General features: G+C 38.3%; 19 protein-coding genes. 11 read left to right on the top strand and 8 right to left on the bottom strand.

Translation table 11 applies throughout. The features are described 5' to 3' along the window. Positions 1 to 531: 531 nt before the first annotated feature. The 3 genes from ACN9MR_RS11230 to ACN9MR_RS11220 form a co-directional block, all read right to left on the bottom strand. Positions 532 to 1,383, bottom strand: coding sequence for an SDR family oxidoreductase (locus tag ACN9MR_RS11230; protein ID WP_426329776.1), 852 nt, complete (start codon positions 1,381 to 1,383; stop codon positions 532 to 534). 17 nt (positions 1,384 to 1,400) lie between these two features. Continuing rightward, entirely contained in the window at positions 1,401 to 2,243 is an 843-nt protein-coding gene (locus ACN9MR_RS11225; protein ID WP_426329775.1) for an SDR family NAD(P)-dependent oxidoreductase, read from the bottom strand. A gap of 81 nt (positions 2,244 to 2,324) precedes the next feature. Then, on the bottom strand, positions 2,325 to 3,236 hold the full coding sequence (locus tag ACN9MR_RS11220; protein ID WP_426329774.1) for a helix-turn-helix domain-containing protein: 912 nt from the start codon (positions 3,234 to 3,236) through the stop codon (positions 2,325 to 2,327). 124 nt (positions 3,237 to 3,360) lie between these two features. On the opposite strand from ACN9MR_RS11220, the gene ACN9MR_RS11215 reads away from it, so the two are divergent. Genes ACN9MR_RS11215 through fabF form a run of 5 tightly spaced genes read left to right on the top strand, consistent with a single transcriptional unit; the run spans position 3,361 to position 6,751 of the window. Beyond that, complete coding sequence (locus ACN9MR_RS11215; protein WP_426329773.1) at positions 3,361 to 3,948, top strand: TetR/AcrR family transcriptional regulator; 588 nt, start codon at positions 3,361 to 3,363, stop codon at positions 3,946 to 3,948. Positions 3,949 to 3,986: 38 nt separating this feature from the next. After that, complete coding sequence (locus ACN9MR_RS11210) at positions 3,987 to 4,472, top strand: PaaI family thioesterase (protein WP_426329772.1); 486 nt, start codon at positions 3,987 to 3,989, stop codon at positions 4,470 to 4,472. A 14-nt stretch (positions 4,473 to 4,486) separates the two neighbouring features. Next, positions 4,487 to 5,257 (top strand): SDR family oxidoreductase, encoded by a 771-nt coding sequence (locus ACN9MR_RS11205; RefSeq protein WP_426329771.1) that lies wholly within the window; start codon positions 4,487 to 4,489, stop codon positions 5,255 to 5,257. A 13-nt stretch (positions 5,258 to 5,270) separates the two neighbouring features. Next, the gene (locus ACN9MR_RS11200) at positions 5,271 to 5,489 is read left to right on the top strand and encodes a DUF2798 domain-containing protein (RefSeq protein WP_426329770.1); all 219 of its coding nucleotides are present in this window, start codon (positions 5,271 to 5,273) and stop codon (positions 5,487 to 5,489) included. Positions 5,490 to 5,500: 11 nt separating this feature from the next. Then, positions 5,501 to 6,751: a beta-ketoacyl-ACP synthase II gene (fabF, locus tag ACN9MR_RS11195; RefSeq protein WP_426329769.1), complete on the top strand. Its 1,251-nt coding sequence runs from the start codon at positions 5,501 to 5,503 to the stop codon at positions 6,749 to 6,751. Positions 6,752 to 7,061: 310 nt separating this feature from the next. Here the strand turns inward: fabF and ACN9MR_RS11190 are convergent, their stop codons facing one another. Further along, the gene (locus tag ACN9MR_RS11190) at positions 7,062 to 7,712 is read right to left on the bottom strand and encodes a YceH family protein (protein WP_426329768.1); all 651 of its coding nucleotides are present in this window, start codon (positions 7,710 to 7,712) and stop codon (positions 7,062 to 7,064) included. 176 nt (positions 7,713 to 7,888) lie between these two features. Here ACN9MR_RS11190 and ACN9MR_RS11185 point away from each other — a divergent pair, with 176 nt between their 5' ends. Genes ACN9MR_RS11185 through ACN9MR_RS11175 form a run of 3 tightly spaced genes read left to right on the top strand, consistent with a single transcriptional unit; the run spans position 7,889 to position 11,618 of the window. Next, entirely contained in the window at positions 7,889 to 8,512 is a 624-nt protein-coding gene (locus ACN9MR_RS11185) for a (2Fe-2S)-binding protein (protein WP_426329767.1), read from the top strand. Then, positions 8,509 to 9,492, top strand: coding sequence for an FAD binding domain-containing protein (locus tag ACN9MR_RS11180; protein ID WP_426329766.1), 984 nt, complete (start codon positions 8,509 to 8,511; stop codon positions 9,490 to 9,492). Before ACN9MR_RS11185 ends, ACN9MR_RS11180 begins: the two co-directional genes overlap by 4 nt. 2 nt (positions 9,493 to 9,494) lie before the next feature. Next, the gene (locus ACN9MR_RS11175; RefSeq protein ID WP_426329765.1) at positions 9,495 to 11,618 is read left to right on the top strand and encodes a xanthine dehydrogenase family protein molybdopterin-binding subunit; all 2,124 of its coding nucleotides are present in this window, start codon (positions 9,495 to 9,497) and stop codon (positions 11,616 to 11,618) included. Positions 11,619 to 11,870: 252 nt separating this feature from the next. On the opposite strand, the gene ACN9MR_RS11170 is transcribed toward ACN9MR_RS11175, so the two are convergent. The 4 genes from ACN9MR_RS11170 to ACN9MR_RS11155 form a co-directional block, all read right to left on the bottom strand. Further along, positions 11,871 to 13,484: a S8 family peptidase gene (locus tag ACN9MR_RS11170; protein ID WP_426329764.1), complete on the bottom strand. Its 1,614-nt coding sequence runs from the start codon at positions 13,482 to 13,484 to the stop codon at positions 11,871 to 11,873. A 156-nt stretch (positions 13,485 to 13,640) separates the two neighbouring features. Further along, on the bottom strand, positions 13,641 to 14,237 hold the full coding sequence (locus ACN9MR_RS11165) for a DUF4142 domain-containing protein (RefSeq protein ID WP_426329763.1): 597 nt from the start codon (positions 14,235 to 14,237) through the stop codon (positions 13,641 to 13,643). Positions 14,238 to 14,296: 59 nt separating this feature from the next. Next, the gene (locus ACN9MR_RS11160) at positions 14,297 to 14,743 is read right to left on the bottom strand and encodes a GNAT family N-acetyltransferase (RefSeq protein ID WP_426329762.1); all 447 of its coding nucleotides are present in this window, start codon (positions 14,741 to 14,743) and stop codon (positions 14,297 to 14,299) included. Positions 14,744 to 14,839: 96 nt separating this feature from the next. Next, positions 14,840 to 15,331 carry a YajQ family cyclic di-GMP-binding protein gene (locus tag ACN9MR_RS11155; RefSeq protein ID WP_426329761.1) on the bottom strand — a complete coding sequence of 164 codons (492 nt, stop codon included), beginning with the start codon at positions 15,329 to 15,331 and terminating at the stop codon, positions 14,840 to 14,842. 76 nt (positions 15,332 to 15,407) lie between these two features. On the opposite strand from ACN9MR_RS11155, the gene ACN9MR_RS11150 reads away from it, so the two are divergent. The 3 genes from ACN9MR_RS11150 (at position 15,408) to ACN9MR_RS11140 (ending at position 19,079) form a co-directional block, all read left to right on the top strand. After that, positions 15,408 to 16,037 carry a hypothetical protein gene (locus ACN9MR_RS11150; RefSeq protein ID WP_426329760.1) on the top strand — a complete coding sequence of 210 codons (630 nt, stop codon included), beginning with the start codon at positions 15,408 to 15,410 and terminating at the stop codon, positions 16,035 to 16,037. Positions 16,038 to 16,137: 100 nt separating this feature from the next. Next, positions 16,138 to 18,198, top strand: a complete 2,061-nt coding sequence (ppk1, locus tag ACN9MR_RS11145; RefSeq protein ID WP_426329759.1) for a polyphosphate kinase 1 — start codon at positions 16,138 to 16,140, stop codon at positions 18,196 to 18,198. Next, the gene (locus tag ACN9MR_RS11140) at positions 18,198 to 19,079 is read left to right on the top strand and encodes an exopolyphosphatase (protein ID WP_426329758.1); all 882 of its coding nucleotides are present in this window, start codon (positions 18,198 to 18,200) and stop codon (positions 19,077 to 19,079) included. Before ppk1 ends, ACN9MR_RS11140 begins: the two co-directional genes overlap by 1 nt. Positions 19,080 to 19,111: the final 32 nt, after the last annotated feature.

The following is a 19,111-nucleotide window of genomic DNA, read 5'->3' as shown; positions in this document are numbered from 1 at the left end:
TCTGGTATTGTATTTTTCATGTATCTCCAACTTTACAAAAGTTAGATCGTACACCAAGTTTAGTAATCAAGTATGCTGCATGTATTTACTTTATCGTCAAGATAAGTTTAGCCCTGTTTAACATTTTCTCCTCTAAAGCTGAAGAAAGATACGGCTATGTAGATTTTTATTTTGGACCTGGTTGGGTCATTTCATGGTTCGATGTGATCTGGTACCTGATATTAAGCCAATTACTTTGGATCAGTTTTTTCTTAAAATCTCGATGGTACAGGCTTTTCAATGGTTTGCTAGCGATTATTCCACTTTTTTTGATAAACAGATTCTTGGAATGGTACGACTCAACTTCTTATAATAAATATTTGAGCATTGAACAAGTAAATATTGCTGTCTTTTATTTGATCAATTTGAGTATTTATTTAATGATGATGGTCGTCATCCAATTTTTTATGGATAGATGGAAAAGATTTAGAAACAAGTTTTTAACATAATTATCAAGAACCGACTAGCTGCCAGTTCTTGATTAAATAATAATTAAGCACCAACCTCGTCAAAGTTAGTGGCAGTAGCCAGATATTTCCAATTGGCCATATCTCTTTGTACATCTGCAATTTTTGCATCAGCTACCTGATAAGCATCAGGACCTAAAAATAAATGAAGTGGTGGATTTTCACTTTTAGAAGCCTCAATAATTACTTCAACTGCTTTGGCCGGATCGCCTGGCTGTTGGTTGTTGATGTCGTTCTGATGCGCTGCTTGCGAGTCGCGTACCTCTTTGTAGGCATCAATTGGGTTATTCGGTACCGCTAATGATCCTTCAGTTAGGAATGCTGTTCTGAAATAACCGGGTTCTACAACTGTTGCTTTAATTCCCATCGATTTTACTTCAGCCGCCAACGATTCGGTGAAGCCAACCACTGCAAATTTTGTAGCGCAATAGATCCCAAAACCAGGGAAGTTACCCGAAAAGCCACCGATTGAAGAGATATTGAAAATATGACCCGATTGTTGTTTCCGCAATTGAGGAAGCACCTTCCTGATTACATTTAACGAACCAAAAACGTTTACATCGAAATTTTGACGCGATTCTTTATCGCTTAATTCTTCTAAAGCACCCAGCATGCCATAGCCAGCATTGTTTACTACCACATCTAACTGTCCAAATTTGCTGATCGTTTGACTAACTGCTGCTTCTACGCTGTTTTCATCGATTAGGTCGACCGCTAGTGGTAAGAAGTTTTCGTGTTCACCAACTGCTTTTATTAAGTCGCTTAGGTTTCTTGAAGTTGCAGCAACGTTAAGGCCGCTACTTAATAATGTTTTTACTAATGTAAGTCCCAGGCCTTTTGATGCGCCTGTTACAAACCATACTTTTTGATTTTCCATAATTTTTTGTCTATTAATTAATTTTCGTCGAAATCTGTTGAAATTGTAATGGCTTTCCAGTCTCTAAATTCCTTCTGTAGTGATTCTAATTTGTTGTTTGCTCTTTGAAAAGCATCGTTCCCTAAAAGTAAATGAAGGGGTGGATTAGGCATACTTGCCAGTGAAATCATAGCAGCAGCAGCTTTTTCGGGGTCACCGATCTGCTGTCCGTCCATTTTTAGGTATTTGTTATGTATTGCCCGTACTTCTTCATATTCTCCAATTGGATTGGCTGCCAAAATCAGCGAGTCAGCAGTTAAGAAACTGGTTCTGAATGCACCAGGAGCCACAACAGTTACTTTTACGCCAAATTCTTTTAGGTCTTCTGCCGATACTTCTGATAATGCAATCACAGCCGATTTTGCTGCTGCATATACCGCCCAGCCGGTTGCGCCTGCAATACCTGCAATTGATGCAATGTTGATGATATGTCCGGCTCGTTGTGTCCTTAAATAAGGTGAAACTTTTCTGATAACATTCAGTGTTCCGAAAACGTTAACATCAAAACTGTTGCGTGTTTCGGCATCGCTAAGCTCTTCGATACTGCCTCCAATTCCGTAACCTGCATTATTGATGACTACATCGATTCTTTCGAATTTAGTAATAGTCGCTTTTATCGCATCATCAACGCTTTGTTCGTCGGCGAGATTAACGGCTAGAGGAAGGAATTTTCCGCTATCATTATTTACTGCTTTTTTAAGTTCACTGATATTTCTTGATGTGGCCGCAACATATTGACCAGCATTTAGCAACTGATAAACCAAACTTAATCCTAAGCCCTTTGAAGCTCCGGTAATAAACCAAACTTTTTTCTTGCCCATAGTTTTTCTTTTTTGTTAAGACAAAATTACAGTGCAAATGAATTCGCTTTATTACGTTAATCAAACTTATGATTACGAAATTCAAACAATTCGGTAAGAAGTAGGGGTGTGGTTGGTTAGTTTTTTAAAAAAGTTATTAAAATGGGTAGGTTCTTCAAAACCGAGGCAATAACCTATTTCTGATATATTCCAGTCGGTATGCTTGAGTAAAGCTTTAGCCTCACTTAATAAGCGCTCAGTAATATAATGCGTGGTGGTTTTGCCAGTGGTTTCTTTAATTGCACGGTTTAAGTGGTTTACATGTACCGAAAGTTGCGAAGCATAATCTTTGGCTGAACGCATGGTAAACCTTTGCGTAGTTGTTTCGATGGGGAATTGCCGCTCTAATAACTCCGTAAAAACAGAAGTGATCCTTGCATTAGCATCTGTATGTTTGAACAGTGTTTCAGATGGTTGCGTCTTTAGCGCAAAGTGTGTAATTTCAGTAATATAGTTTCTGAGCAGATCGTATTTATAGATGTAATCGGTATTGATTTCCTCAAACATTTTATGGAAAATACTTTCTATTTGGGCATCTTGTTTTTCATTTAAAATATATGCCGGTTTCCCGCCAGGTACAAACATGGGCAAATCGCCTATGTTTCCACGGATCTTTTCAGTGAAAAAAGCTTCTGTAAAAATACAGAAATAGCCTGTCACCTCACTTTGTTTGCCACTGGCCAGTTCCCATGTATAAGGTACAAGCGGATTGAAGAAGATTAAAGCTGTACCATTGATTTCGATGCTTTTATCTGCATAATGGTAAACATTATGTCCGCGGGTAAGGCAGATTTTGTAATAATCCCTGCGGTTATAACTCATTGGCTTATGGTCATCCCTTAAACAATCTTCTAACTTGAACACGTTAAAATGACCTACGCCATTCTGTAGGTTGTCTGGTAAGAAACTAAATTTGTTCTGATAAAAATCTTCAATGGTCTCTGGCTTGTTCATAAATCAAAGTTACAAAATTCAAACGTAAAATAAATTGCTCCAATTAAAAGGAGATTGCGCTGATAAAAATATTTGTATTTAATATACCGATTGGTATATATTTGCATTGTCAATTTAAAAGAACATGACCAAGGCAGAAAAAACAAGAAATTTCATTGTGGAGAAAACCGCACCTATTTTTAATATGAAAGGTTATGCAGGTACTTCTTTAAATGATATTACTGCCGCTACAGGTTTAACAAAAGGTAGTATTTACGGTAATTTCGCCAATAAGGATGAAGTGGCGCTGGCGGCTTTTGATTATAACCTGAAAAATGTTTCATCTAGGATAGATGCTGACATGAACAAACAAGTTAGCGTAAAGGATAAGCTTTTGGTGTACATCAATATTTATCAAAAATTTATTGATGGTTCAGTGTCAGAAGGAGGTTGCCCTGTTTTAAATACTGCAGTTGACGCTGATGATACCCATCCCGAATTGCGGGAAAAAGTTTTGAAAGCAGTTTTAGGCTGGAAAAATAAAATTGCTAAACTGGTTGAAACTGGTATTTCTGTCAAAGAAATTAGTGCAGATCACAATCCAGAGCAGGTTGCACTAACCATTATTGCTATAATAGAAGGTGGGATTATGATCTCAAGATTAACCGCTAAACCTGCACATTGGAATTTAATTATGGATTCGTTAAAAAAATATATCAATAGCCTCGGCTAAAAATTTTTAAACTAAAATATACCGATTGGTATTTTATCATGAAAAGAACCAGAACAATAACTTGGGAAGACCCTATGAAAGGAGCGAAGGAAGCTATGCAGATGGATGGTGTTGATTATCTGCAGGCCATGAGCGATCATAAATTTCCGCTGCCGCCATTGTTGCATACCTTGGATTTTAGTGTAAGTCTGATTGAAAAGGGCAATGTGGTTTTCGAATTTACGCCTCAGGAGTTTCATTACAACCCGATCGGTACTGTACATGGCGGGGTAATTACTGCTATTTTAGACTCGGCTATGGGCTGTTCTGTACACTCTCTTTTACCTGCCGGAAAAGGATATACCACTTTAGAGCTGAAGGTAAATTTCCTGAAAGCCATTACCATCCAAACTGGGAAACTAAAAACCGTAGGGAAGGTGATCAACCTTGGTGGGCGTACCGCCTTGGTAGAAGCGCAATTAGTTGGTGAAAATAATACTGTTTATGCTCACGCAGTGAGTACTTGTTTAATCTTAAAATTTTAAAAAAAAAATATAAAATGAAAACTTCACAAAATACCGTTTTATTGATCGGCGGAACAGCTGGTATCGGTTTAGAAATCGCAAAACAGTTAACTGTTTTAGATAATCACGTAATTATTACTGGTAGAAACCAGGAACGACTAGATGCAGCTGCTGCATCACTACAAAATGTAACCACCATTCTTTCTGATGTAAGCAAGGCTGAAGACGTAGATCAATTGGTAGCCCAAATTAAAGCGGATTTTCCTCAATTAAATATCGTCATCAACAATGCAGGAAGAGCCATCCTGTATAATTTAGCCGACCCCAATCAAGATGCTTTTGCCAATGCAGAAGATGAAATGTTGACCAACTATTTGTCGATCATCAGGATCAATCAAAAATTGCTGCCTGTTTTAAAGACACAAAGTGAATCAGCTATCGTAAATGTTTCGTCTATAGTGGCTTATGTTCCTGGGGTTACTTTACCGACTTACGCAGCCAGTAAAGCAGCACTACATTCTTACAGCACTTCCCTAAGATTGAGTTTAGAAGAAACTTCTGTTAAGGTTTTCGAATTGATGCCGCCATTGGTGGATACTGAATTCTCAAAAGAAATTGGCGGTCATAACGGAATTAAACCATCTGTTGTAGCCGATGAGCTCTTGGCTGCTTTAGCCAATGATGAATTTGAAATCAGGGTGGGTGATACCGCTAAAATTTACGAACTGTTCAGACAGTCGCCAGTTGATTCACTTAATGTGATGAATGCCAACAGAAAAGCCTGGGTTGATTCAGTACAGAATTAAAAATATAGCAGGGATGAAAAAGAAGCTGGCATTTGCATTTATTATGGTGGTTTTTACTACAGGAATAGTTACTTTCGCGGCCATAAGTGTTAATCTTGGATTTACATCGGTCTTTATGAAAGTTTGGTTAAAATCATGGGGCATTTCTTACATTGTAGCCATCCCTGCTATATTAATTATTGCCCCACGCGTACAATCATTGGTCGATTATTTATTCAAGAATATTGACTAAAAATTATTAAAATGAAAAGAGTAGTAGTAACAGGTTTAGGTGCTATAACGCCACTTGGTAACACCGTTGAGCAATTCTGGCAGCAGATATTGGCCGGGAAAAGTGGCATTGGTCCCATTACAAAATTTGATGCCAGTAAGTTCAAAACCCGCTTTGCGGGCGAGGTAAAGGATTTTAATCCCGAAGAATACCTGGAGAAAAAAGAGATTAAAAAGTACGACCTTTTTACCCAATATGCAATCGGATCGAGCGATCAGGCGATAAAAGATGCAGGATTAGATTTTACTGCAATGACCGATGATCAATTGGCTGAAATTGGCGTAATCTGGGCAACCGGAAATGGTGGGATCGGTACTTTCGAAGCACAGTTGGAAGAATTTCATGCCGGTGACGGAACACCAAGATTTAATCCTTATTTCATTCCAAAAATGATTGTCGATATTGCGGCTGGAGCAATTTCCATCCGTCATAAATTGCGTGGACCAAACTATTGTACTGTATCTGCTTGTGCATCATCCAATACTGCCATTATCAATGCTTTCGACACCATTCGTTTGGGTAAAGCAAGTATAATGATTGCCGGTGGTTCTGAAGCTGCATTGACCAAGTCATCTGTAGGCGGCTTTAATGCTGCTCAGGCCTTGTCTAAAAACAATGAGGATCCACAAGGAGCTTCTAAACCTTTTGATACCGACAGAGATGGTTTTGTAATGAGCGAAGGTGCTGGTGCATTGGTTTTAGAGGATTTAGAGCATGCTTTACAACGTGGTGCCCACATTTATGCCGAGATTATTGGTGGTGGAATGGCAGCCGATGCTTATCACTTAACCGGGACGCCTCCTGATGGTATTGGCGCGGCTTTGGGTATGACAAAAGCTTTAAAAGACGCCGGAATTACTGCTGATAAAATCGATTATATTAATGCACACGCTACTTCAACCGGTTTGGGTGATTTAAGTGAATTACAGGCAATTAATACGGTGTTTAATGGTTTGCCTGTCGTAATTGGTGCAACTAAATCAATGACGGGCCATTTACTTGGTGCTGCCGGAGCGGTTGAAAGTGTAATCAGTATTTTATCGATCAGAGATAATGTAGTGCCACCAACTATTAATACCAAAAATCTGGACGAAAATATTCCAAAAGGATTGAATTTTGTGTTGGGAGAAAGTATTAAAAAGGAGATTAATTATGTTTTAAATAACACTTTTGGTTTTGGTGGTCACACCGCGAGTACTATTTTTAAAAAGTACGAGGCTTAATTGATTTTATCATTCCCAGCTTAATTGGAAATTTAATAAAGTGTTTGGTTAATCGCCAAACACTTTTTGTTTTAGGTTTAAATCTTGTCGTCATCTCGACTGGAGTGCAACGAAATGGAGAGATCTGTTATGTAAGATCTCAAATACTATACTGGTCTTAGCGTCTCGCTAAGGCCCTAATAATTTTCTAACAAGAAGATGCAGGTAGCACGGAAAATGTAATATAACGGTCTTCGATTACGCTCAGATTGACAATCGCTTTGATTATGCCGATAGGTTAGCAAACCAATGAACTAATGAACCAATAAACCTACTTATCCATCAATAAATTAACCAGTTCTTTCAATTCTTCAATTTCCAGTTCCAATTTTTCTATCCTGCTTTCCAGTTCAGTAGGATCAAATTGGGGGGCGTTTGTTGTTTCGGCTTCAGGTTCTGCAGTGGTTTCGGCCTGTTCCCCTAAAAGATGAACAAAACGCGCTTCTTTCTGACCAGCTTTTTTTGCCAGTTGTTTTACAAATGCAGGTTCTTCATCCGACAATTTTTGAAGCTGTTCTAAAACTTCTTCAATACTTTCAAATTCATATAATCTTCCCGAATTACTATTGATTTCACCAGGCGTTAGTGGTCCGCGTAAAAGCAATAAACAAATAATAGCGAGCTCCGAAGGTAATAAAGGATAAACAATGGCGAGGTTATGTTTATATTTAGTTGCGCGGCTTGATCCTCCTGTAGCAGTGGAAATTAAACCTTTTATTTTAAGTTGGTTTAGTGTTAAAGTTATGGTTTCCTCATCGTAATTTACCACTGGATTTCTTGAGCTTTTTTGATTACATGCAGCTGTTAAGCTGTTCAAAGTCATTGGGTAATAATCGGGCGTGGTGCGGCTTTTTTCTATTAATGCGCCTAAAACACGTTGTTCTTCTGCTGATAAATCGGGTAGTGGTTTTACGTTGTCCATGTTATAAAAGTATAAATTGGTTGAACATTTTGGAAATTATTTTGTTAATGTTTTATTTCTAGTGAGTTACATGAAAATATTACTCGATAGAATAATTCTAAATTTCCGAATTGCTACATATTGAACTTTAGAATAGCGAACTTAGGAGTACATCCCAATATCTTAAATATTCAATTATGAAATCTTCCGATCAGAAACCAAATCAGGGTGATAGCAGGCGCGATTTCCTCAAAAAAAGTTCGGTAATTACAGCCATTGCATTAACGCCTGGTGCTGCGGTTAAAGCAGCTGAAAGTAACGCCGATGAACGTTTCGCTCAACTTTTTGAGAAAATCCCGTTAAAACTTACGGTAAATAATAAAGCATATCAAACTATGGTTGAGCCCAGGGTAACGCTTTTAGATTATTTGCGCGAAGAATTACACCTAACAGGAACTAAAAAAGGATGCGATCATGGCCAGTGTGGCGCTTGTACCGTGCATATTGATGGACAAAGGGTAAATTCTTGCCTCAGTTTAGCAGTAATGAATGAAGGAAAGAAAATCATTACAATTGAAGGTTTGGCCAACGGCGATACTTTGCATCCTATGCAGGCTGCATTTATCAAACATGATGGTTTTCAATGTGGTTATTGTACGCCCGGTCAGATTATGTCGGCTGTAGCCTGTGTACGCGAAGGGCATACTGGTTCGAGAGCAGAAATAAGTGAATATATGAGTGGAAACATCTGTAGGTGTGGTGCTTATCCTAATATAGTTGATGCTATTGTTGAGGTTAAGGAAGGAGGTGAAACGGTATGATCAATTTTCAATATTTAAGAACAACCACGGCAAAATCAGCAATTGCCTTATTGGTAAAAGATAAAAATGCCAAATTTTTGGCGGGTGGAACAAACCTGATCGATTTAATGAAAAGAGGTGTTACGGCACCCGAAAAACTCATCGATATCAATCATGTTCCATTAAAACAGATCGAGCAGATTGGAAATAAAATCCATATTGGTGCTTTGGCTTCTAATTCAGCAGTTGCAGATCATGCCCTGATTAAAGAGAAACTACCATTACTTTCCTGGGCTTTACAAGCGGGCGCATCTGCCCAACTGAGAAATGTAGCTACTGTTGGTGGTAATATGATGCAGCGTACACGTTGTGGTTATTTTTACGATACCGAAATGCCTTGTAATAAACGTCAACCCGGTACAGGCTGTGGCGCTATGGAAGGTTTTAACCGCATGCATGCCATTTTTGGAACTTCAGAGAAATGTATTGCGGTTCATCCTAGCGATATGTGTGTAGCATTAACGGCTTTAGATGCTGAGGTGGTATTGGCCAATGCCAAAGGAGAGCGAAAAATGCTATTTAAAGATTTTCATCGCCTGGCAGGAGATACGCCGCAGTTAGACAATAACTTAAAAGCAGACGAAATGATTATCCGTTTGGAAATTCCGGTAAATAACCTTGCCAAAAACTATCATTATCTTAAAGTTAGAGATCGGGCTTCATATGCTTTCGCGCTTGTATCAGTTGCAGCAGCATTTGAGCTCAACAATAATAAAATTACTGATATTCGATTGGCAATGGGTGGAGTAGCGCACAAACCCTGGCGTTTAACAGCATCCGAAAATTTCTTAAAAGGAAAAGAAGCCAACTTATCGAATTTTGAACAGGCAGCCCAACTGGCTATGAAGGATGCAAAAGGTTTTGGAGGAAATGACTTTAAACTTAAACTGGCACCCAATACAATAATCGAGGCGTTGAATCTTGCAAAATCAAAAGTTTAGTTATGGAAAAGAGAATTTTAAAAGATGATAACGACCGCGTAGATGGAATTTTAAAAGTTACGGGGCAAGCTAAATATTTTGCAGAGTATGAACTACCAGGTTTAACCTATGGTGTTTTGGTAACCAGTACCATTACCAAGGGAAAAATTACAGCACTCGATACCAAGGCGGCTGAAAAAGCACCAGGTGTAATTGCTGTGGTTTCGCATTTAAATAAGCCATCTGCAGCTGCTTACGAACAGGAAGGTGGTCCACAGATGAAGATTTTTTATACCGACAAAATTTTCTACAATGGACAACCAATCGCAATTGTAGTGGCCAATACCTTCGAAAGGGCGACTTATGCGGCTTCATTGGTTAAAGCAACTTATGCTAAAGAGGATTTTAACACTGATTTTGAAAAAGCGCTAAAAGATCCTAAGGCAAAGAAACTTCAAGGTCAGGCTGATTATAAACGTGGTATAGAAAACGCTTATAAAACAGCGGAGGTGAAGCTTGAAGAAAGATATTTTCTACCTATCGAAACGCACAATCCGATGGAACTTCATGGAATTATCGCCGATTGGAGGCCAAATAACCAGCTTACGGTTTATGCCAAAACACAAGGTGTAAAAGCTACTCAGGGCACTATTGCAAATGTTTTTAAAATTCCGATGGAGAATATTCAGGTAAATTCGGAGTTTGTTGGTGGTGGTTTTGGGATGGCACTCCGTACCTGGCCGCTTGAAATTGCAACGGTGATGGCTTCTAAACATATTGGTAAGCCTGTAAAAGTGGTGATTACCAGGATGCAGATGTTTACCATGGTGGGTAATCGGCCAGCGGCAATACAAACCATTGGTTTGGGCGCAAATAAAGATGGTAAATTAACAGGGATTACGCACAGGGCTTATGGCGAAACCTCTACTTACGAGAACTTTACTGAAGGCGTGGTTAATATGGCGAAGTTTATGTATCAATGCGATAACGTGAATACTGCTTATGCCATTGTACCAGTTGATCTTGGTGTACCGATATGGATGCGTGGCCCTGGAGAGGCTACGGGAGCTTTTGCTTTAGAAAGTGCAATTGATGAAATGGCATATGCTCTTGATATGGATCCATTGGATTTCAGGATAAAAAACGATCCGGAAACCGATCAACAGAAAAACAAACCTTTTTCGAGCAAAAACATTAAAGAAGCCTATAAAATCGGGGCAGAAAAAATAGGGTGGAGCAACCGGAAAAACAAGCCTGGCAGTTTGATTGACGGACCATGGCAAACAGGTTATGGTGTAAGTGTTGGGGTTTTTAATGCCAATAGAGGTAAAGCTAGTGTAAAGGGCATTTTAAAGGCTGACGGATCGTTGCTTTTACAAAGTGCAACCAGCGATATCGGCCCGGGAACGGGAACTGGCATGACTTTAATCGCCAATAAACTGATGAAGATCCCTGTGAATAAAATTACATTTGAGCTGGGCGATTCTTCTTTGCCACCGGCACCTAGTCAGGGTGGTTCGGCTACGCTATCTACGGTAGGCTCTGCAGTGAATGATGTTTGTGTGGCATTAAAATCTGCGATAGCTGAGCTGGCTGCAAATTCAAATATGGATGCAACGGCTAATTTTGTTGATGTCTTAAAAAAGAATAATCTTCCGCAAATAGAAGTAACCAAAGAAAGTCAAGGGGGAAAGGAAAGGGATAATTACTCCATGTATTCGTTCTCCATCCACTTTGTGCAGGTAAAGGTTCATACGCTTACAGGCGTAGTAAAAGTGAGTAAAATCGTTTCTGTAGGCGATTCCGGTACCATTGTAAGTCCGAAAACAGCCAGAAGCCAGATGCTCGGTGGTGCTGTTGGCGGTATTGGCATGGCTTTAACCGAAGAATCGATTATCGACCACCGTTATGGAAGATATATTAATAACAACTTTGCCGATTACCATGTTCCGATAAATGCCGATGTGCCAGAAATTGATGTTAACTTTATCAATAAACCCGATCCTTACATTAATCCGATGGGTGCAAAAGGAATGGGTGAAATTGCATTGATCGGTTTTTCTGCCGCTGTAGCTAACGCTGTTTTTAATGCTACAGGAAAGAGGATCAGGACACTGCCGATTACGCCCGATAAGATACTGGCTTAGTTAAGTTGTCTTTTGGTTTAATTCCAAACTTGTTTTGTCATCCTGAGCGTAGTCGAAGGATCTTTACGTAAGATAGATACTGAACTTGATGTCAAATTACGAATTACCAATCGAAGATAATCTTAATGCTTTGGATTTACATGCCTCGCAATGACAATCATTCAAATAAACAAAAAATGCGTCCAGATTTTACATCAAGACGCATTTTTTATGGATATTCTTCGCTTTCGCTCAGAATGACAGACAGAAAAATTATTTCGCGACTGCCTTACCTGAGTAAGTTGCTGCTAATTTTAATGCATTGTAAGTGTTTACAATACCGCCACTGATACAAAGATCAGAGAACGGAACAGAAACTTTTTCTGCACCTGGTTCTTCACCTTTGGCATATTCTACATTATGGTTAACTTTAGTAACCGATTTAACAATGATTTCTTTTACCTGTGCCGCAGTTAATTTTGGATAATAAGAACGGATTAATCCTGCTAAGCCAGCAACAACAGGGGAGGCCATACTGGTTCCATCTAAATTTTTGTATTTAGAACCCGGTACAGTAGAATAAATCTGAACACCAGGAGCAAAAACATCTACCTGGGTTTTGCCGAAGTTAGAGAAACTGGCTTTTAGTGTTTCATCATCTTTAGGGCCTGAAGCACCAACGGTAATCCATGATGCAATAGTTTTCTCATCTAAATCTTTATGGTTGGGGAAATTATTTTCTACATCGATATTTTTGTTTTCGTTACCTGCTGCCTGAACGATCAATACATCTTTAGATGCCGCATATTTCATAGCTTCGTTAACAATGGCTTTGTTCCAGCTATAAGCCTTGCCGAAACTCATGTTGATTACTTTTGCACCGTTATCAACAGCGTAACGAATAGCATTAGCAACATCTTTATCTCTTTCATCACCATTAGGCGTACAACGAACCCCCATAATGGCAACGTTATCCGCTACACCTAAAATACCAAGTTTATTGGTTCTATCAGCCGCAATAATACCGGCTACGTGTGTACCGTGCATCGCATCAGGACCTGCTACGTCGTTATTGCCATAAAATTTCTCCTTAACATTGTTCGGATCATCGCCAACTATGGCGCGTGGATCGTAATCAAGGTTTAAGTTGTAATTAACCTGGCGTGTATAGTAATCAAGTCCTTCTACAATCTGATCTTCGTAAAAATCTTTAAAGCTGCCTTTTTCTAATTGCTGGCTCAGTACATTTTGGATTCTGCCTTCAACTTCTGTAGAAGGTTTGAAGTTTTTAAAATCTTCTACCGTTGGGTTTTCTTTGCCGATTTTCCTTACTACAGCATCTAAAGCTGTTTTAAAACCGGTAATACCTGCTAGATTTTCCTTAGCTTCTGCCAATTGTTTTTCTAAATCGGCTCTTTCTGCTTTAAAAATTTCGAAATCCTTTTTATCTTTTTCTGCTACATTCGCATCTGTGGTATTGGCAAAACGCGCCTCATCGCGACGAACCAAACGGGTTAATTCTAAGGTTTCGAAGTTTACAGATTCTTTAGGGCCGCCAATAAAGTTCCAGCCATTTATATCGTCGATATAACCATTCTTATCATCGTCCTTGCCATTACCAGCTATCTCCTTGGTATTTACCCACATAATCCGTTTTAAGTCTTCATGGGTAGCTTCTACGCCACCATCATTTACCGCTACGATAACTTTAACAGATTTTTTACCTTTTAAAAGTTCTTTATATGCTTTTTCGGTACTGATTCCGAATGTACTATCACTTTTAAGATCAAGATTTTGCCAATTGGCTTTTTGCGCGTTGGCCAAAGTTGGCACTGCACTTACAAGCGCAACACTTAACAGCGCGCTGAAAATTCTACTCTTATTCATTTATGTATTTTTGTATTAAACGGCGAAAGTTAATTTTAATTTTTTTATTGGAAGAAATTGTATTAAAAATGATGTTTTTTACACATTTTGGTAACGAAAAAAATCCTGAAATTCATTATTCAGGATTTTGATCTTTAAAGCAAAATTTGTCTCTGTTTATTTCATATTGGCAACGATTTTTTTTGCCATTTCATCATGAGATTCGATTACACTTAAAGTGTTGCCTGCCCAGCCTTTAATTGCCTGATCGCGGTTTTGCATCCCCAGTTTAAATAGGGTTACTGTTTTTTCATGATCGGTAACCATCATATCCATATAATGTTTATCAAAAGCAGCACCCGTCATTTTCTTCATTTCATCCAAATGGATCTGCTGATCTGCCGGTAATGCATCAGGCGTAATCACTTTTTTGTTTGCGGCTAAAGCTTTTAATTCTGTATTGGCTTTCGTATGATCGGTTAACATTTTAGCGGCGAAATCTTTCACTTCAGCACTTTTTGCATTTTTCTGTGCAATCTTAGCGGCTTCAACCTCCATGATGCCCCCAATTGCTGCTTTTCTTAAAAAAGTTGCACCAGCTTCATCAACACCAGATTCTGTACTTTCGGCTCCTGTAGCATGATTGCCATTTACCATGTTTGTATCGCCAGCAACACTATCTTTTGTGGTTGCCGATTTCTTATCGGCAGTTTGACAAGCCTGAAATGAAAGTACCAAGGCAAAAGCGGTGGATAATAAAAATATCTTTTTCATGTTTTCTCTATGTTTTGATGTGTAAGGAAAACAAGAGAGTTGAAAAAAGGTTTTTATATCTATTCTGATGCCTCAATATATGCGTTTTTAATAACAATGCCCATTTGGCTTTCTGGGTTTTTAATTGGCGAAAAACCAAATTGTTCATATAGGCCATGGGCATCTAAAGTAGCCAACTGATAACGCCTCAAGCCTTGTAAATCTGGGTGGAAGATCATAAACGACATCAGTTTTTTTGATAAGCCCAAACCGCGGTAACCTTCTTTGACGTACACATCACAAAGCCATGCAAAGGTAGCCTTATCGGTTACCCAACGGGCAAAGCCTACCTGTTCTGTTCCTTTGTAAATGCCAAAGCAAAGCGAGTTTTCAATAGAACGTTTTACGGTATCTAAAGGTATGCCTTTAGCCCAATAAGATTCTACACTCAAATAATGATGTATGGCCTCGGGATCTAAAAGTTCTTTTTTATCGGAAAATATAAAACCGTTTTCGGTGATTTCCATGAGTTGAATGGTTAATCGGTTAATTGTTTAAATTGTTTAATTGTAGTAATACGGCGGTACAGTTAACCGATTAACCAATTTAAACAATTAAGCTTTCTAATTGCGCATATTAATAAACTGTAACGGCTGACCAAAATCTTCATTTCTACAAAGATTCATCACGGCCTGCAGATCATCGATTTTTTTTGCAGTTACTCTAACCTGATCGTCCATAATAGCAGGTTGAACTTTTAATCCGCTGGCTTTGATCTTTGCCACAACCTTTTTTGCTGCTTCTTTATCTAATCCTTCCTTAATACTGATTTCTTTTCTGATCATGTTGCCCGAAGCCTGATGCTCATCGCCAAAATCTAAACTTTTCGGATCTAAGTTCTGTTTCATCATCCGCGAGATAATGGAACCTTCAATTGCTTTTATTCGCATATCATCTTCAGTAACAATGGTTACTACATTTGTTTTTTTATCCAGATCGATGGTACTTTTCGATCCGTTAAAGTCGAATCTGTTAAGGATTTCTTTTTTAGCATTGTTAATTGCGTTGTCTAATGTTTGCGCATCAACTTTACTTACAATATCAAAAGAAGGCATGGTTTTAGCTTTAAAGTAAAAAAATAAGTAGATTTAATAGAAATTAATCCATCCTCACAAAAAAACGAAAAATAATATGAAAACCACTAAGCCGAAGTCTCAAAAAAAAATCACCAAAAAGGAAGTAAAGAAACAATTAGAACAATCGATCGCCGATAAGTTCTTGGATGTGATCAAAAGTTTAGGTCATGATGTATCGGAAATCAGTACGGAGGTAGGAAAAGCAAGTAAGCGTGTGGCTAAAAAATTAACCAAGAAATTCACTATCGTAAAGGCAGATGTGGGGCAAAAAATTGATGATTTATTAAGTGCGTCGAAAGAAAAGACCAAAGCGGCGAAAAAGCCGGTTGCAAAAGCATTAAGCAAATCTGAAAAATCTGCTGAAAAAGTGGTTAAGAAAGCAGTAGCCAAGGCTAAACCAGTAGTACAAAGTATCAAAGTAGCTGCTATCGAAACAGAAGAAAAAGCCGAGAAGGTATTGGCAAAACCGGTTGCTGAAGTTAATAAAGCTGTAAAAGAATCGGCAACAGTTGCGAAGAAAGCAGTAGCTACAGCTGCTAAAGCACCTTCAAAGGCTGCTACAGTAGTTAAAAAAGCTGCAGCACCGGTAGCTACATCAGAAAAAGCTGAAGCGGTTGTTAAAAAAACAGCGGCTAAAGCTGCACCCGCAGTTAAGAAAGTTGTAAAAACACCCGCTAAAAAATAAATTTGTTAACATTAACAAGTAAATGAATTAACATCGATTTAACAAATTAATGTGCAGTTTTGAACATCCCTGTTTTGGCAGGGATTTTTTATTTTTTTAAATGAGCAATAAGAAGATCCCTTTTTTAAACCGCGAAATCAGTTGGCTTTATTTTAACGAACGTGTACTGCAAGAAGCTGCCGACGAAACTGTTCCGCTGATTGAACGGATTAAATTTTTATCTATATTTTCTTCAAATTTAGAGGAATTCTACCGTGTGCGGGTAGCCACCATGACCCGGCTAACCAATCTGAACGATAAGGCTAAAGCACTTTTGGGATTCAATCCAAAGAAAATTCTGAATGAGATTAAAAATATTGTTGTAAAACAAGAAAGAAAATTCGACCAGCTTTTTCAGGCTACCCTAATAAACGAACTTGCTCAAAACAGGATTTTTATCTTAAACGATACTCAACTGAATGTAAGCAGGGGAGAATTCGTTAAAAATCATTTCAGGGATAAGATTTTATCTAATCTGGTTCCCATTATGCTGGATATGGATAAACCTTTTCCAGAACTGAAGGACCGGTACCTCTATTTTTTTGTTAAACTTTCGAAAAAGGATACAAAAATTAAAGAGAAATATGCACTCATTGAAATTCCGCCTAATTTGCCGCGGTTTTTGGTGCTGCCCGAAACAAACGATCTAAAATTTATTATTCTTGCCGAAGACATTATCCGGTATTGTTTAGACGATATATTTTATGTTTTTACTTATGATAATTTAGAGGCTTATTCGATCCAGTTAACACGGGATGCCGAATTAGATATTGATAAAAACATTAATGATAAATTTATCGATGATTTAAAAAGCAGTTTAGAAAAGCGTAAAAAAGGGAAGCCAATGCGTTTGCTTTATGATTCGGCTATGCCTTTAAATATGCTTACAGTACTGGTGAATAAACTTAAGCTTGAGGCTGAAAGTTTAATTCCGGGTAACCGTTACCATAAGTTTGGCGATTTTATTGCTTTCCCAAATGTTGGTAAAAAGGAATTGGAATATGCGCCGAATGTGCCACTAAAAGTTCACGACCTGCACAGAACCCAAAGTATGTTTAATAAAGTTGCCCAGCGCGATTATTTGGTGAATTTACCCTACCAATCATATGACTATATTATTTTGTTCTTGCGCGAAGCTGCAATTGATCCGAAAGTAACCGAAATACAGATTACTTTATACCGCTTAGCCGAAAACTCAAAAGTAATCAATGCATTAATCAACGCTGCTAAAAATGGTAAAGCAGTTTCTGTTTTATTGGAACTTAAAGCCCGTTTTGATGAACAGGCTAATATTTACTGGACCAGCCGCTTAATGGAGGAGGGTGTTAAGGTAAATTACGGATTAACTGACTATAAAGTACACTCTAAAATTTGTTTGGTTAAACGGATTGAAAAAGATAAGCCAGTTTACTACGCAAACTTAGCAACAGGAAACTTTAACGAGAAAACTGCAGGTTTATACTGCGATCATAGTATTTTCACCGCAAAGAAAGAGATTACCAATGATCTGGTAAAACTTTTTGATGCGTTGAGCAAACGTACCGTAACCAAGGGATTTAAACACCTGATTGTTTCTCCGCTGGAGAGCCGATCGAAACTGGTCAATTTTATTAATCGCGAAATCAGGAATGCTAAACAGGGCAAACTCGCCTACATCATGTTAAAGGTAAATAGTTTAGCAGATGAAGGGATTATTGCGAAACTTTACGATGCGAGTAATGCTGGGGTTAAAGTTCAGCTGATTATCCGTGGTATCTGTTGTCTGGTGCCTGGAGTGAAGGGATTTAGTGAAAATATTACCGCCATTAGTATTATTGATAAGTTTTTGGAGCATGCCAGGGTTTATATTTTTGGTAATAACGGTAAAAACGACATGTATTTATCATCTGCAGATTTAATGAGCAGGAATTTCGAACACCGGGTAGAGGTAGGATTTCCGGTTTTGGATCATGATGTGAAACAGGAAATCCAGGATATCATCGATCTGCAACTCCAGGATAATACCAAATCGAGACAGATCAATGCTTTGAACAATAATAAATACCATAAAAACAGATTAAGTAAAAAGATAAGGGCGCAGGTAGACATCTACAACTATTTAAAAACCAAGCATCAATCATAATGTTAAGATACGCAGCTATAGATATCGGTTCGAACGCGGTGAGGTTACTCATTGCTGATATTAGCAAACAAGACGGAAAATATAAGTACAAAAAGAACACCCTTATACGTGTGCCGCTCCGGTTGGGAGATGATGCATTTTTGGATCAACATATTTCAGAGAAAAAATCGGCAGATCTGGTAAAAACCATGACTGCTTTTAAAAATCTGATGGATGTTTATCATGTTTCGGAATATTTAGCCTGTGCAACATCTGCGATGCGCGAAGCCCATAACGGACAGGACATTGTTAAACTGATTAAAGAGCAAACAGACGTTACCTTAGAAATTATTGAGGGACAACGTGAAGCGAATATTATTTACGCTAACCATATTGAAGAAGAGTTAGACGAAAATAAAAATTACCTATATATTGATGTGGGTGGAGGTAGTACCGAACTGTCGGTTTTTGTAAAAGGTGCTCCAGAAGCATCAAGATCCTTCAATATAGGAACAATCAGGATGCTCGATAATCAGGATAAAGAAGAAACCTGGGATGAAATGAAAGATTGGGTAAAAGAGCATACAAAAGGATATAAACATTTAGCAGGTATCGGCACAGGTGGTAACATCAATAAACTCTTCCGCATGTCGGATGAGAAGGAAAATGCACCGCTGTCTTTGCAAAAGCTAAATTCGATGTATAATAAGTTGACCAGTTATTCATTGAAAGAAAGGATTAATACGTTGGGCTTAAACCCGGATCGTGCAGATGTAATTATCCCAGCATGTGAGATTTATTTAACTTTAATGAAATGGACCGGTATAAAACAGATTTATGTACCAAAAGTGGGGATGGCCGATGGGATTATTAAGCTGTTGATAGAAGAGAAATTGGATTAAATTACTCTACTTGATCGTCATTTCGACCGAAG

The organism is Pedobacter sp. R-06, assembly GCF_049913135.1.
Lineage (GTDB): Bacteria > Bacteroidota > Bacteroidia > Sphingobacteriales > Sphingobacteriaceae > Pedobacter.
Note: the sequence above shows the minus strand (reverse complement) of the source record. Positions and strands in the feature narration are given on the sequence as shown.